This is a genomic window from Mesorhizobium sp. B2-1-1 (genome assembly GCF_006442975.2).
In the GTDB taxonomy this organism is placed as follows: Bacteria; Pseudomonadota; Alphaproteobacteria; order Rhizobiales; family Rhizobiaceae; genus Mesorhizobium.
Genome location: NZ_CP083954.1, coordinates 5,442,587 through 5,456,388, shown reverse-complemented (window position 1 = coordinate 5,456,388; position 13,802 = coordinate 5,442,587). Strand labels below are relative to the sequence as shown.

General features: G+C 62.2%; 13 protein-coding genes. 7 read left to right on the top strand and 6 right to left on the bottom strand.

Annotated elements, in window-relative coordinates:
* Window positions 1–105: 105 nt before the first annotated feature.
* The 3 genes from FJ972_RS26550 to FJ972_RS26540 all read right to left on the bottom strand — a co-directional run bounded on the left by FJ972_RS26550 (window position 106) and on the right by FJ972_RS26540 (window position 3,394).
* The gene (locus tag FJ972_RS26550; RefSeq protein ID WP_140525579.1) at window positions 106–1,392 is read right to left on the bottom strand and encodes an NAD(P)/FAD-dependent oxidoreductase; all 1,287 of its coding nucleotides are present in this window, start codon (window positions 1,390–1,392) and stop codon (window positions 106–108) included.
* Window positions 1,393–1,526: 134 nt separating this feature from the next.
* Window positions 1,527–1,895: a four helix bundle protein gene (locus FJ972_RS26545; protein ID WP_140561378.1), complete on the bottom strand. Its 369-nt coding sequence runs from the start codon at window positions 1,893–1,895 to the stop codon at window positions 1,527–1,529.
* 62 nt (window positions 1,896–1,957) lie between these two features.
* Complete coding sequence (locus tag FJ972_RS26540) at window positions 1,958–3,394, bottom strand: glutamine synthetase family protein (protein ID WP_181168425.1); 1,437 nt, start codon at window positions 3,392–3,394, stop codon at window positions 1,958–1,960.
* Window positions 3,395–3,535: 141 nt separating this feature from the next.
* On the opposite strand from FJ972_RS26540, the gene FJ972_RS26535 reads away from it, so the two are divergent.
* Window positions 3,536–4,246 (top strand): HAD family hydrolase, encoded by a 711-nt coding sequence (locus FJ972_RS26535; protein ID WP_140498531.1) that lies wholly within the window; start codon window positions 3,536–3,538, stop codon window positions 4,244–4,246.
* A gap of 16 nt (window positions 4,247–4,262) precedes the next feature.
* Here FJ972_RS26535 and FJ972_RS26530 read toward each other — a convergent pair whose 3' ends face one another.
* The 3 genes from FJ972_RS26530 to aceA form a co-directional block, all read right to left on the bottom strand.
* A complete protein-coding gene (locus FJ972_RS26530; RefSeq protein ID WP_140525262.1) occupies window positions 4,263–4,706 on the bottom strand; it encodes a response regulator in 444 nt (147 codons plus the stop codon).
* A gap of 240 nt (window positions 4,707–4,946) precedes the next feature.
* Window positions 4,947–5,189 carry a hypothetical protein gene (locus tag FJ972_RS26525; protein ID WP_140498529.1) on the bottom strand — a complete coding sequence of 81 codons (243 nt, stop codon included), beginning with the start codon at window positions 5,187–5,189 and terminating at the stop codon, window positions 4,947–4,949.
* A gap of 52 nt (window positions 5,190–5,241) precedes the next feature.
* Entirely contained in the window at window positions 5,242–6,531 is a 1,290-nt protein-coding gene (aceA, locus tag FJ972_RS26520; protein WP_140498528.1) for an isocitrate lyase, read from the bottom strand.
* Between the two features lie 234 nt (window positions 6,532–6,765).
* Here aceA and FJ972_RS26515 point away from each other — a divergent pair, with 234 nt between their 5' ends.
* The 6 genes from FJ972_RS26515 (at window position 6,766) to FJ972_RS26490 (ending at window position 13,754) form a co-directional block, all read left to right on the top strand.
* Complete coding sequence (locus FJ972_RS26515) at window positions 6,766–8,211, top strand: helix-turn-helix domain-containing protein (protein WP_140525263.1); 1,446 nt, start codon at window positions 6,766–6,768, stop codon at window positions 8,209–8,211.
* 139 nt (window positions 8,212–8,350) lie between these two features.
* Entirely contained in the window at window positions 8,351–9,304 is a 954-nt protein-coding gene (locus FJ972_RS26510) for a DMT family transporter (protein WP_140525264.1), read from the top strand.
* A gap of 339 nt (window positions 9,305–9,643) precedes the next feature.
* Window positions 9,644–10,741: a polyamine ABC transporter substrate-binding protein gene (locus FJ972_RS26505; RefSeq protein WP_140513398.1), complete on the top strand. Its 1,098-nt coding sequence runs from the start codon at window positions 9,644–9,646 to the stop codon at window positions 10,739–10,741.
* Window positions 10,742–10,821: 80 nt separating this feature from the next.
* On the top strand, window positions 10,822–11,964 hold the full coding sequence (locus FJ972_RS26500) for an ABC transporter ATP-binding protein (protein ID WP_140525265.1): 1,143 nt from the start codon (window positions 10,822–10,824) through the stop codon (window positions 11,962–11,964).
* Window positions 11,965–11,973: 9 nt separating this feature from the next.
* A complete protein-coding gene (locus tag FJ972_RS26495; RefSeq protein ID WP_140498523.1) occupies window positions 11,974–12,939 on the top strand; it encodes an ABC transporter permease subunit in 966 nt (321 codons plus the stop codon).
* On the top strand, window positions 12,936–13,754 hold the full coding sequence (locus FJ972_RS26490; protein WP_140513402.1) for an ABC transporter permease subunit: 819 nt from the start codon (window positions 12,936–12,938) through the stop codon (window positions 13,752–13,754). The genes FJ972_RS26495 and FJ972_RS26490 overlap by 4 nt, the downstream gene beginning before the upstream one ends.
* Window positions 13,755–13,802: the final 48 nt, after the last annotated feature.

Sequence of the window (13,802 nt, the reverse complement as noted above, 5' to 3'; positions counted from 1 at the left end):
CCTAGAGATTGCACTTTTTGCCCGCGATTGTGGCATCAGTGCGCCATTGCTGAAGATTCTGCAACGCTTGGATGTCGCGGCCCCCATGATATTACTCAACAATTGTTAAATCCTGTCGCGCAACGCGAACCAGTTGAGCGCCAGGAAAAGCAGCGGCGCGCGCAAGCGCCGGCCACCGGGGAACGGCGGAATCTTCAAATCCTCGATCAGCTTTAGCCGGTCGCGGTTGCCGGCTACCGTTTCGGCATAGAGCTTGCCGAAGAAGTTCGACAGCATGACGCCGTGGCCGGAATAGCCGCCGGCCGAGATCACATTCGGCATCACTTCTCGCACGAACGGCTTTCTCGGCACCGTGATGCCGACATAGCCGCCCCAGCCATGCGTGATTTCGACGTCCCTCAGTGCGGGATAGAGTTCCGCGATCTGGCGGCGGATATGGATATGGATGTCCTTGGGGTCGTTGACGCCGTAGACCTCGCGTCCGCCGAACAGCAGCCGGCCATCCCTCGACTTGCGGAAGTAGCGCACGACGAAGCGGGAATCATCGACGGCCTCGCCGCCCGGCAGCACGTTCGAATCCGCTCCAAGCGGCACGGTCGCGCCGATGAACGAGCCGATCGGCATGATGTGCGCGGCACTCACCGGTTCGAGCGTGCCGCCATGGGCATTGACCGCGATCAGGCATTTCTGCGCTGTGATCGTCCCCCTGGCTGTCGAAACCTTCACCGTGCCGCCGCTCGAAACAATGCCGGTCGACGGCGTCGCTTCGAACAATCGTGCGCCGGCCTGTGCCGCCGCCCGCGCCGTGCCGATCACCAGTTTCATCGGATGGATATGGCCGGTGCCGGTGTCGCGCGTCCCGCCGAAATAGGCTGTCGAGCCCAGCCGCTGCGCAGTTTCCGTCGCGTCCATGAACGAAATGTGCGGATAGGAGAAGCGGCTGGCCATGATCTCGGCATGCGCCTTGTAGTCGTCGACATAGCGCGGCTTGTGCGCAACCGAGAGCTGGCCCGGCATGTAGTCGATATCGATCTGGTTGGCGGCGGCGAATTCGAGCAGATGCGCCTTCGCCTCCTCGGCGAGGTCGAACAGTGCCTTGGCGCGGGAAAACCCGTACTCGGCCTCCAATTCCTCGGCCCAGGCGCGCTGCCCGGTGCCGAGCTGGCCGCCATTGCGCCCGGAAGCGCCGTCTCCGAAGCGATACGCCTCGATCAAAACCACATTGGTGCCCGCCTTGGCCAGATGCACCGCCGCCGACAAGCCGGTGAAACCGCCCCCAACGATAACGACGTCGCAGCTCCGGTCACCGTCCAGCGCCGGATACTCGGGTCGCGGGCCGGCCGTGTCCTCGTACCAGGAACGGCCGGGGGAGATCGGGGATTGGTAGGGCATGATGCTCACGGAGTAGGGGAGTAGGGGAGTAGGGGAGTAGGGGAGTAGGGGAGTAGGGGAGTAGGGGAGTAGGGGAGTAGGGGAGTAGGGGAGTAGGGGAGTAGGGGAGTAGGGGAGTAGGGGAGTAGGGTAGGCTATTCCGGGGACAATTTGCGGATCAAAAGCCGCAAGAGCTTCCCCACACTTTCGGTGCTGGCCAACAACGACGCTGTCGCCGCCTGCGAGGCGATGCCAGTCCGCTCAGCGATCAGAAGTTGAGTTTCCAGCTCCTTCAATGATCCCTGGGCGATGCGAAGAAACTGTTGGTAGGATCCTCGAATTTCTCTACCATACCCCTCAGCTATATTTGCCGGCACCGAGCTTGCGGAACGGCGGACTTGGCTGGTCAATCCATAAAGTTCCTCCTTGGGCCATGATTTTGTGGAGCTGTAAACTGCCACAGCAAGATCCATTGCCTGCTGCCAAACAAGCAAGTCCTTGTAAGAGCCTGTCTTTTCGGCCATTCATCCCTACTCCCCTACTCCCCTACTCCCCTACTCCCCTACTCCCCTACTCCCCTACTCCCCTACACATTGAGCAACAAATACTCCCTCTCCCAAGGACTGATCACTTCCATGAACGTCTCGAATTCCGCCCGCTTGATCGCCGCATAGGTCGCGGCGAAGGACTTGCCCAAAAGCGCGCAGAGTTCCTCGTCGCCCTCGAACAGGTCGACGGCTTCGAGCAGGCTGCGCGGCAGGTCGATCTCGTCGGCATTGGCGGTGGTCAGCACCGGAGGTTCGGCCTTGATCTTGTTGGTGATGCCGATCAGCCCGCAGGCGAGCGAAGCGGCCATTGCCAGATAGGGATTGGCGTCGGAGGAGGGGATGCGGTTTTCGACGCGGCGCGCCGCCGGATCCGAGCGCGGCACGCGGAATGCCGTTGTGCGATTATCGTAGCCCCATTTGTTGTTGACCGGAGCCGAGGCGGACTGCGTCAGCCGGCGGTAGGAATTGACGTAGGGCGCAAACATGACCAGCGCGTTCGGCACATGCTTCTGCATGCCCCCGATGAAATGGAAGAAGTCCTCGGTTTCCGAGCCGTCCTCGGCCGAGAAGATGTTCTTGCCCGTCTTCTTGTCGATGATCGACTGATGGATGTGCATGGCGGAGCCCGGCTGACCCTGGATCGGCTTGGCCATGAAGGTGGCGTAGATTTCGTGTTTCAGCGCCGCCTCGCGAATAGTGCGCTTGAACATGAACACCTGGTCGGCGAGTTCGACGGGATCGCCGTGGCGCAAATTGATCTCGAGCTGGCCGGCGCCCTCTTCATGGATGAGCGTGTCGATCTCCAGGCCCTGGCTTTCGGAAAAATGATAGATGTCGTCGATCAGCTCGTCGAACTCGTTGACGCCGGCGATCGAATAACCGGCGCCGCCGCCGATCGCCCGCCCCGAACGGCCGACGGGCGGCGTCAGCGGGTAATCCGGATCCGGGTTTTTGCGCACCAGATAGAATTCGATCTCGGGCGCCACCACCGGTTTCAGCCCGCGCCTGTCATAGGCGGCCAGAACACGCTTCAACACGTTGCGCGGCGTGAATTCCACCGAACGGCCGTCCTGGTGGACGAGGTCGCAGATGACGGCCGCCGTCGGGTCTTCCTCCCAAGGCACCACCGTCAGCGTCGACAGGTCCGGCATGAGCTTGAGGTCGCCGTCGTCCTCCGGATAATGGAAGCCGTTGCCGTCTTCGGGATAGCCGCCTGAGATGGTGGTCATGAATACGGCTGAAGGCAGCGCCAGCGAGGTGTTGGAGGTGAATTTCTTTGACGGCATCATCTTGCCGCGGGCAACGCCGGCCTGGTCAGGTGTAATGCATTCGATGTCTTCGATGCCGCGCCATTCCAGCCATTCGCTGACTTCCTTCCAGTTCTTCACACCACGCAGGTTTTTCACGAAGGCAGGCGTGCGGGCGCGCCCTCCGCGGCTCGACGGACGGACTTCCTTTTTTGCAGGCGGCATCATTCACCAGATTGGGTTGCGGATTTAGGAGTATAGCTGTGCCCGGCGACCGAAGGGAAGGGGAGCAGCCGGCATTGGCCGTTGCGGTTGAAAATCGCGGCTGCGAGATTAGGTTCAGCCTCGTTCACATACGAGAAGGCGTCGATGCAGAAGACCGGCGAACTGACCACCATAGGCTTCGATGCCGACGATACGCTGTGGCAGAACGAACAGTTCTTCCGCATGACCGAGAAGCGCTTTGCCGCCATGCTTGCCGATCACGGCGAAGAGGAACATATCTCGGCACGGCTGCTGGAGGCGGAGAGACGCAATCTTGCCGTCTACGGTTTCGGCATCAAGGGGTTCACGCTGTCGATGATCGAGACGGCGATCGAGGTCACGCAAGCCCGCGTGCCGGCTTCGGTCATATCGGAGATCCTCGGCGCCGGCCGCGAGATGCTGAGCCACCCGATCGAGGTCTTGCCGCATGCGCGCGAGACCGTGGAACGGCTCGCCGGCGCCTATCGCCTCGTGCTGATCACCAAGGGTGATCTGTTCGACCAAGAACGCAAGCTGGCCGGGTCCGGCCTTGGCGATCTGTTCGACGCTATCGAGATCGTCAGCGACAAGAACGCGGCTACCTATGCGCGCGTTTTCAGTCGCCATGGCGACGGCCCGGCCAGGAGCATGATGGTCGGCAATTCGCTGAAGTCCGATGTGGTGCCGGCCATCGAAGCCGGCGGCTGGGGCGTTCATGTGCCGCACGAATTGACCTGGGTGCTTGAACATGTCGAAGCGCCGATTGCCGAACCGCGCTTCCGGCAGATCTCCGATCTCGGACAACTACCCGAACTGATCGAAAGCCTCGCCGGATAGGGCTTGCTTGCCGCTCTCAGCGGTTGACCAGCCGATCAATCACCGGCTGCAATCGCTCGGGCGTAATCGGTTTGGCCACCACCGCGTCGACGACGTTTGAAAGGCCAAGGCTCTCCGGCGTGCCGTTCTTGGTTGAAAGCAGTACCACCGGAGGGAGCGATTTACCCGAAGCCCGCCGCAACATCTCGATGCCGGGCATCAGAGTGTCGCAGTCCCTGTTATCGGCGCCGCCGTCCAGGACAATCACGGCCAGGGCCAGCAAGCGCAAGGTCTTCGCCGCCATGTCGGGTGATTCCGAGATCGGCTTGAGCCCGGACCGCTCGACGATCTTGGAAATCACCACCCGATTGATCGGCGACTTGCCGACAACGAGCACCTGCGAGGTCTGACGGATCGTCTCCGTGGCTGAATCCCGGCTCACCAGATTCGGATGTCTCGCGCTTTCGTCGTCACGCTTCACTGGGCACCCAAGTCAGCCAAGAAACTCGTCCCATTTCAATGCAGAGTTGAAATCAGGCGACAATTGGCGTGAGATCGCGGTCCCTGTCAAGCCGAAATAAAAAGCTGGGGGAAAGCATTCCCGCAGCAGTCAATTCAAGCAACAGTACTGTACTGCTCTGTCCATTCCTGGGTTGCATGAAAATAAAATTCACCTGCGCATACACGGCGCAGGTGAGAGGCGGGCCTGCGCGATCTTCGATCAGCCATGGCTTTGCTGCGTGACGATGACCGGGATCAACAGGTCCCCCCAATTGCCGTCGCCGCCATGGTGTCGTGCCGAGCGCACCAGCTCGACCGAGACGCCGGCTTCCACCGCCTTCATCACCGACTGGTTGAGCCGGTGCAGATCGTTGGCCAGCATGCGGATCGTCGCTTGCTGGTCGATGCTCATCGTGGTCGACTGCTCTTCGGCCCGTTCCTTGACGCGGCTTATCGATGCCATTGGTCTTCTCCTTGCTGTATGCCCTTGGGCGTTTGCCGAGATCCCTGGTTTGCTATTCCGCAGCCGGTTTGAACTGGGCGTGCTCGGTCGATTCATGCATGGCCGTGGTCGATGACCGTCCGCCGGTGATCGCCATCGACACGGCATCGAAATAGCCGGTGCCGACCTCGCGTTGGTGCTTGGTCGCGGTGTAGCCGTTGGCCTCCGCCGCGAACTCGGCTTCCTGCAACTCCGAATAGGCTGCCATCTGCCGCTCCTTGTAGCCGCGGGCGAGTTCGAACATGCCGTAATTGAGCTGGTGGAAACCGGCCAGCGTGATGAACTGGAACTTGTAGCCCATGGCGCCGAGCTCTTTCTGGAACCTGGCGATCGTGGCGTCGTCGAGGTTCTTCTTCCAGTTGAACGAAGGCGAGCAATTATAGGCCAGCAGCTTGCCGGGGTGATGCCTGTGCACGCCCTCGGCAAATCTCCTCGCCTGCGCCAGGTCGGGCTTCGAGGTTTCGCACCAGATAAGGTCGGCGTGGGGAGCGTAGGCGACGGCGCGCGCGATGCAGGGCTCGATACCGTTCCTCACCTGGTAGAAGCCTTCCACCGTGCGGCCGGCGTCGTAGTCGACGAAGGGCTGGTCGCGCTCGTCGATGTCGGAGGTGAGCAGCTTCGCCGCTTCCGCGTCCGTGCGCGCCACGACCAGGGTGGGCGTGCCCATCACGTCGGCTGCCAGGCGTGCGGCATTGAGGTTGCGGATGTGGGCCGCGGTAGGGATCAGCACCTTGCCGCCGAGATGGCCGCACTTCTTTTCCGACGCCAATTGATCCTCGTAATGGACGCCGGCGGCACCTGCCTCGATGAACGCCTTCATGATCTCGAAAGCGTTGAGCGGCCCACCGAAGCCGGCTTCGGCATCGGCGACAACAGGTGCGAACCAGGTATCGACCGAAAGCCCCTTGCCTTCGGAGGTCTCGATCTGGTCGGCGCGCTGCAAGGTGCGGTTGATGCGCTTGACGAGTTCGGGGGCAGCGTTGGCCGGGTAGAGCGACTGGTCCGGATACATGGCCGAGGCGGTGTTGGCGTCGGCGGCGACCTGCCAGCCAGACAGGTAGATCGCCTTCAGCCCGGCGCGCACCTGCTGCATGGCCTGGTTGCCGGACATGGCGCCGAGCGCGTTGACGAAGTCCTCCTCGTGGATGAGCTTCCACAGCCGGTTGGCGCCCATTTCCGCCAGGCTCTGGCGGATCTGCACCGAGCCGCGCAGTCGCGTCACATCCTCCGGCGAATAGGGGCGTTCGATGCCATCGAAGCGGCCCTCGGGGGCCGAGGGGACGAGGTTGTAAAAATCAGTCATGCTCTACTCCGGAGGATTGTTTCTTTGCGGCTCGGCGGCATTCCTCGCCGCGTTCGAATGTGACCGAATTTACAGTGCGAGGCGAAAAGAACCATGGAAATCGAAGAATCAGGCCATCAATAAGGGAAAATCTGTATTGTGTTTGACAGATGGGTGAGGTAAATTTGTAATTATTGTAAAAATCGCATGGAAGCGTAGCAGCGACGGCAATGTAAATTCCTGTCAAGGAGCCCTATGGCCGACCAGAAGATATTTGCCGGGCCGCGTATCCGCCGCATCCGCAACGCCAAGGGCCTGACCCAGACGGCAATGGCCGAAGGCCTCGGCATCTCGCCATCCTATCTCAACCTGATCGAGCGCAACCAGCGGCCGCTGACGGTGCAGTTGATCCTGAAGCTGGCGTCCGTCTACAAGGTCGATCCGCATGAGCTGCAGGGCGAAGCGGGCGGCTCTGTCGCGGCCTTGAGGGAAGTGTTTGCCGATCCGCTGCTGGCTGGCGAATTGCCGGGAGACCAGGAACTGATCGAGCTTGCCGAAGCCGCGCCCAATGCCTCCGCGGCCGTGATAAAACTGTTCCGTGCCTATCGCGAACAGGCCGAGCGCCTGTCCGATCTCAACGAGCTTCTTGCGCGCGAGGGGCGGGTGACGGCGCTTTCCAGCGCCCGCCTGCCGATCGACGAGGTGCATGAGATTTTCGAGCGTCAGCCGAACCATTTTGCGCATATCGAGGAAGAGGCGGAAGCATTCACTTCGGTGCTCGATCCCGGCGATGATTTGTCTGCTGCGCTGAAGGGCTGGCTGAAGCGCGAATACGGCATCGTCGTCAAGGTGCTGCCGGTCGCCACCATGCCGAACTGGCGCCGCCGCTACGATCGCCATTCGCAGCGCCTGTTCCTGTCCGAGCGCCTGTCGCCGTTCGACCAGTTACGCGAAATGGCGATGGAGGCATGCCTGATCCGCATGACCGTCGCGATAGCCGGCGAGATCCAGGCGTTGAAACTGTCCACAGATGAGGCCCGCCGCCTCGCGCGGTTCGAACTCGGGCGCTACGCGGCGCATGCGCTGATGATGCCTTACCAGGCTTTCCACGCGGCGGCCGTTCGTGCCCGCTACGATATCGACGTGCTGCGCTCGCGCTTCGGCGTTTCCTTCGAGCAGGCGGCCAACCGGCTGACCACGCTGCAGCGGCAAGGCGCCTCGGCCGTGCCGTTCTTCATGCTGGAGATCGACAATGCCGGCAATCGCTTCCGCAAAGCCGGCAGCCTGGGCTTTCCGCAAAGCCGCTTCGGTGGCGCTTGTCCCAAGCTTCCCGTGCACGTCGCCTTCAGCCAGCCCGGCCAGATTTTCGTGGAAGCGGTGGAAATGCCCGACGGCGCCGAGTTCCTCTGCATCGCCCGCACGCTGGAGGGGCCGCAAGGCGCGTTCTCCGAGCGGCCGCGCCGTACTGCGCTGCTGCTGGGGTGCGACATCGGCTTTCGCGACGACATTGTCTACGGTGCGGCACTTCCCGGCCCGACGGCCGGAAAAGGCGGAGCTGGCGCGGTAGCGGCGACGCCGGTCGGGCCCGCCTGCCGGCTTTGCGAGCGCGTCGGCTGCCTGACGCGCGCCGAGCCGCCGGTGACGCGCCCGCTTGGCCTCGACGAGATGGTGACAGGCCTGAGCGCCTTCGATTTCCAGTGACGCTTCGCAAGGCGGACTTGCCACAATCGCCGCCGGTCTCTGGATCACGCCGGACCCGCGCCTTTGCGTTACGCGAATAAGGTACGTTTTTGTCGTCCCTTGCGCATTGTGCCGTTCTCAAACATCGACAGTCGTACCCATGACCGACACAGCATCATCGCCGATCGCTCGTTCATCGACCGTCCCGCAGCGGGAGGAGCGCATCGGCTTCCTGCTCGTGTTCCTGTCGGCATTGATGTGGAGTTTCGGTGGCACGATCGCCCGCTTCATCACCGCCGGCGACAGCTGGACGGTGGTGTTCTGGCGTTCCGTGTGGGCGGCGGCCTTCCTGCTCTGCTTCATGGTCTGGCGTGACGGCTGGCGCGGCATGCTGAGGTCGTTTCGCGGCATGGGCCTGCCCGGCCTTGCCGTGGGCTTCTGCTTCGCCACCGCGTCGACTTCTTTCGTCGTGGCGCTTGCCTACACCACCGTCGCCAACATCCTGTTGATGCAGGCCGGCGTGCCGCTGCTTGCGGCGCTGTTTGCCTGGGCGCTCTTTCGCGAAAGAGTGGCGGTCGCGACCTGGCTGGCGATTGCCGCCGTCATCGCCGGTGTCGCCATCATGGTGTCGGAATCGCTGGATGGCGCCGTTTCGCCCATGGGCGACGGGCTGGCGCTGCTGATCGCCGTCATGTTCTCGATCGCCACGGTCATCACCCGGCGCTTTTCCAGCGTGCGCATGACGCCGGCGACCTGCCTCGGCACGATCCTGGCGGCGGGTTTTGCCGCCTCGCAGGCTTCGACCTTCGCCGTATCGGGCATCGACATGGGTTTTCTCTTCGTGTTCGGGGTGGTTAATCTGGGCCTTGGCCTCGCTTTCTTCGCCACCGGCGCGAGGCTGATCCCGGCCGCCGTCGCCGCGCTGTTGGGTACGTTCGAGCCGATCCTCGGGCCGATATGGGTGTGGCTGATCCACTCCGAGGTGCCGTCGGGCCGCACCATCGTCGGCGGCGCGGTGGTGGTCACGGCGCTGCTCGTCCATATCGGACTGGAGTTCAAGCGGCAGACGCGGCCAGTCAGGGCAGGGGTCACCGGCGTGCCGTCGCCGAATTGATGCGACGCCCTAGCTTTGCCATTGACAAGTTCGCTGCCGCGCGGGCAGGCTGGGACCACGGCAACAACAAGACAGGCTTATCTTGCCAAGTCTCCCCGGCGACCCGATCGAGACCGGATCACATCCCAGTATTTCTGCCTGCGCGGCGGCGAAAGCTTCTGACGATGCGGCGACTCCTTCCAGCCCAGGACAGTGGCGCGCGAGCATCGCTTGCGACAGCCGGCGGCGCGGCAATTGGCGCTTGTCGCCTCCTGGAAAGCTCAATAGTCTGAAGCAAATGCCCGGCCGCGCGGATACCGCGACGCGCCGGCGATGGAACACTCACCAAAGGAGAATAGCATGATCCGCAAAGCGCTCTGGCTTTCGGCGACTTCGGCATTTCTGGCGCTCTTTACGCTCGGCGGCCACGCCGAGGACCGCGTCGTCAATGTCTTCAATTGGTCGGACTATATAGACCCCACGGTCATCGACGATTTCACCAAGCAGACCGGCATCAAGGTGGTCTACGACACGTTCGATTCCAATGAGATCCTGGAAACCAAATTGCTTGCCGGCGGCAGCGGCTATGACGTCGTCGTCCCGAGCGGCAATTTCCTTGCCCGCCAGATCCAGGCCGGCGTGTTCCAGAAGCTCGACAAGTCGAAACTGCCGAACCTCTCCAACATGTGGGACACGGTTTCGGAACGGACCGCGAAATACGATCCGGGCAACGAATATTCAATCAATTACATGTGGGGCACGGTCGGCCTCGGCTACAACATCAAGAAGGTGCAGGCAGCGCTCGGCACCGACAAGATCGACAGCTGGGACGTGTTCTTCAATCCGGAAAAGCTGGCCAAGCTGAAGGATTGCGGCGTCTATGTCCTGGATTCGCCGACCGACATCTTCCCGACCGCCTTCAAATATCTCGGCATCAATCCTGAGACCACGTCGCCGGACGATTTTGCCAAGGCCGAGGAATTGATGATGAAGATCAGGCCCTACATCAGGAAGTTCCATTCCTCCGAATACATCAACGCTCTGGCCAATGGCGATATCTGCCTGGCGGTTGGCTGGTCGGGCGACGTGTTCCAGGCGCGCAACCGCGCCGAGGAGGCCAAGCAGGGCGTCGAGATCGGCTACGCCGTGCCGAAGGAAGGCGCCGAAATGTGGTTCGACCAGATGGCAATCCCTGCCGATGCGCCGCATGTCGCCGAGGCGCATGAGTTCCTGAACTATATGATGAAGCCGGAGGTGATCGCCAAATCGTCGAACGCCGTGCTCTATGCCAACGGCAACAAGGCTTCCCAGCAATTCGTCGACAAGGCGCTTCTGGAGGATCCCGCTGTCTACCCGGACGCCGCGACCTTGCAGAAGCTCTTTACGATCTCGCCCTACGATCCCAAGACCCAGCGCGTCATCACGCGCACCTGGACCAAAATCGTCACCGGTCAGTAGTCAGTCCGAGGAGGCCCGGCAGTCACCCTGCCGGGTCTCCTTCTTTTCGATGGGGCAAAGCAGCAGGACGGAGTGGGCACATGAAATCGCTTGGCAGCATCCGCAGGGATTTCGCGCCTTGGAACGATCCGAACGCCAAGCCATACATCCAGTTCGACAATGTCTCCAAGAAGTTCGGCGACTTCACCGCCGTCAACAACCTCTCGCTGACCATATTCGAGCGTGAGTTCTTCGCCCTGCTCGGCGCCTCCGGTTGCGGAAAATCGACGCTGCTCAGGATGCTCGCCGGCTTCGAGGAGCCGACGGCCGGCCGCATCCTGCTCGACGGCCAGGATCTGCGCGGCATCCCGCCTTATCGCCGGCCGGTCAACATGATGTTCCAGTCCTATGCCCTGTTTCCGCATATGACTGTGGAGAACAACGTCGCCTTCGGCCTCAAGCAGGAAGGGATGGCCAAGCCAGACGTCGAAAAGCGCGTCGCCGAGATGCTCAAGCTGGTCAAGCTCGAGCAGTTCGCCAAGCGCAAGCCGCACCAGCTCTCCGGCGGCCAGCGCCAACGTGTCGCGCTCGCCCGTTCGGTCGCCAAGCGGCCGAAGGTGCTGCTGCTCGACGAGCCGCTCGGCGCGCTCGACAAGAAGCTGCGCGAGGAGACGCAGTTCGAACTGATGGACCTTCAGCAGGAACTCGGCCTCACCTTCGTCGTTGTCACCCACGACCAGGAAGAGGCCATGACCATGGCCGACCGTATCGCCATCATGGACAAGGGCGAGGTCATGCAGGTCGCGACGCCGGCGGAAGTCTACGAGGCCCCGGCGTCGCGCTTCGTCGCGCATTTCGTCGGCAACGTGAACATGTTCGAGGGCAAGGTTGCCGAACGGACGGACAAGACGGCGCGCATCACCGGAGCGACCGGCGCCCAGATCCTCGTCGAGAATGCCGGCAATGCCGCCGCCGCGGGCGCCGATATCGTCTTCGCGATCAGGCCGGAGAAGATCAAGGTGTCGTCCAAGAAGCCGGCCGATGGCGTCAATGCGCTGGAGGGCGAAGTTTACGACATCGCCTATCTCGGCGACATGACCGTCTATCACGTCCGGCTGGACGACGGGCAGCTCGTGCGGGCAAGCGCCTTGAACGCGGCGCGCATCACCGAGGACCCGCTGACCTGGAACGACCGCGCCTGGGTCTCTTTTCGGCCGGATGCCGGCGTCGTACTGACGCGGTAGGGGGCTGACATGTCCGACATCGCCGCCACCGACGCCGCCCTACCGGCCGCGGCAAAACCGTTGCTGGCGCGGCTGGGCGCCGGCTTCGTCAACCGTCTCGTCATCTTCATTCCCTATCTCTGGCTGCTGTTCTTCTTCCTCGTCCCCTTCATCATCGTCTTCAAGATCTCGTTGTCGCAGACGGCGATCGCCATGCCGCCCTATACGCCGGTGCTTGATTTCAGCGATGGCGTCTCCGGCTTCTTCGCGGGCTTTCGCGATCTCAACTTCGACAACTATGCCTGGCTGACGCAGGACGCGCTCTACTTCAACGCCTATGTCACCAGCCTGATCATCGCGGCGATCTCGACCGTGCTGACGCTGATCGTCGGCTATCCCATAGCCTACGGCATGGCCCGCGCGCCGGCGACGATCCGCCCGACCTTGCTGATGCTGGTCATCCTGCCGTTCTGGACCTCGTTCCTGATCCGGGTCTATGCCTGGATCGGCATCCTGAAGCCCGAGGGGCTGCTCAATCAGTTGCTTCTGTCGCTGCATCTGATCAACCAGCCGCTGGTCATCCTCAACACCTATACGGCGATTTTCATCGGCATCGTCTACTCCTACCTGCCGTTCATGGTGCTGCCGCTCTATTCGTCGCTGGAAAAAATGGATTATTCGCTGATCGAGGCGGCCAAGGACCTTGGTTGTCCGCCGACCAGTGCATTCTGGAAGATCACGTTCCCGCTGTCATTGCCCGGCGTCATCGCCGGCTGCCTGCTGGTGTTCATTCCGGCGGTCGGCGAATTCGTTATTCCCGATCTGCTTGGCGGTTCGCAGACGCTGATGATCGGCAAGACGTTGTGGAACGAGTTCTTCGCCAATCGCGACTGGCCGGTCTCTTCAGCCGTTGCGGTCATCCTGCTGCTGTTGCTGACGGTCCCGATCATGATCTTCCAGCAGGCCCAGGCGAAGGCGCAGGAGCAGGACAAATGAACAGCAGCTGGAGCCGCTTCAACATCACCTCGATCGTGCTCGGTTTCGCCTTCCTCTATCTGCCGATCGTGCTGCTCATCGTGTTCTCCTTCAACGAATCCAAGCTGGTCACCGTCTGGGGCGGCTTTTCGACCAAATGGTACGTGTCGCTGTTCCACAATCAGGGCCTCATGGACGCCACCTGGGTGACGGCGCGCGTCGGCGTCATTTCGGCCACGGCGGCGACCGTGCTCGGCACGTTGGCGGCGCTGACGCTGACACGCTACACGCGTTTCCGGGGCAGGGTGCTGTTCTCCGGCATGGTGTTCGCGCCTTTGGTCATGCCCGAAGTCATCACCGGCCTGTCGCTGTTGCTGCTCTTCGTCGCTGTCGGCCTCGACCGGGGCTTCCTCACCGTCACACTCGCCCATACCACCTTGACGATGTGCTTCGTCGCCGTCGTCGTGCAGTCGCGCCTTGTGTCCTTCGACCGCTCGCTGGAGGAGGCGGCGATGGATCTCGGCGCGCCGCCGGTCAAGACATTCTTCCAGATCACGCTGCCCGTCATCCTGCCCGCGATCGTGTCGGGGTGGATGCTTGCCTTCACGCTCTCGCTCGACGACCTGGTCATCGCCAGCTTCACCTCGGGGCCGGGTGCGACCACGCTGCCGATGAAGATCTACAGCCAGGTTCGTCTGGGCGTGACGCCGGAGATCAACGCCGCCTGCACCATTCTGATCGCGGTCGTCGCGGTCGGCGTCATCGTCGCTTCGCTTGCCAATAAGCGTCGCGAGGTCCAGCGCCAGCGCGACGAGCAGGCCGCGCAACGCGGCTGAGCATGATCCCGAAAAGTGGGCACCGGTTTTCGCGGACAAACGGTTCCG

What these genes read in the sequence shown, in the direction of transcription:
- FJ972_RS26490 (WP_140513402.1), top strand. Translation starts at nt 12,936, where the DNA reads ATGAACAGCAGCTGGAGCCGCTTCAACATCACCTCGATCGTGCTCGGT.
- FJ972_RS26505 (WP_140513398.1), top strand. Translation starts at nt 9,644, where the DNA reads ATGATCCGCAAAGCGCTCTGGCTTTCGGCGACTTCGGCATTTCTGGCG.
- FJ972_RS26495 (WP_140498523.1), top strand. Translation starts at nt 11,974, where the DNA reads ATGTCCGACATCGCCGCCACCGACGCCGCCCTACCGGCCGCGGCAAAA.
- FJ972_RS26525 (WP_140498529.1), bottom strand. Translation starts at nt 5,189, where the DNA reads ATGGCATCGATAAGCCGCGTCAAGGAACGGGCCGAAGAGCAGTCGACC.
- FJ972_RS26550 (WP_140525579.1), bottom strand. Translation starts at nt 1,392, where the DNA reads ATGCCCTACCAATCCCCGATCTCCCCCGGCCGTTCCTGGTACGAGGAC.
- FJ972_RS26510 (WP_140525264.1), top strand. Translation starts at nt 8,351, where the DNA reads ATGACCGACACAGCATCATCGCCGATCGCTCGTTCATCGACCGTCCCG.
- FJ972_RS26515 (WP_140525263.1), top strand. Translation starts at nt 6,766, where the DNA reads ATGGCCGACCAGAAGATATTTGCCGGGCCGCGTATCCGCCGCATCCGC.
- FJ972_RS26500 (WP_140525265.1), top strand. Translation starts at nt 10,822, where the DNA reads ATGAAATCGCTTGGCAGCATCCGCAGGGATTTCGCGCCTTGGAACGAT.
- aceA (WP_140498528.1), bottom strand. Translation starts at nt 6,531, where the DNA reads ATGACTGATTTTTACAACCTCGTCCCCTCGGCCCCCGAGGGCCGCTTC.
- FJ972_RS26535 (WP_140498531.1), top strand. Translation starts at nt 3,536, where the DNA reads ATGCAGAAGACCGGCGAACTGACCACCATAGGCTTCGATGCCGACGAT.
- FJ972_RS26545 (WP_140561378.1), bottom strand. Translation starts at nt 1,895, where the DNA reads ATGGCCGAAAAGACAGGCTCTTACAAGGACTTGCTTGTTTGGCAGCAG.
- FJ972_RS26540 (WP_181168425.1), bottom strand. Translation starts at nt 3,394, where the DNA reads ATGATGCCGCCTGCAAAAAAGGAAGTCCGTCCGTCGAGCCGCGGAGGG.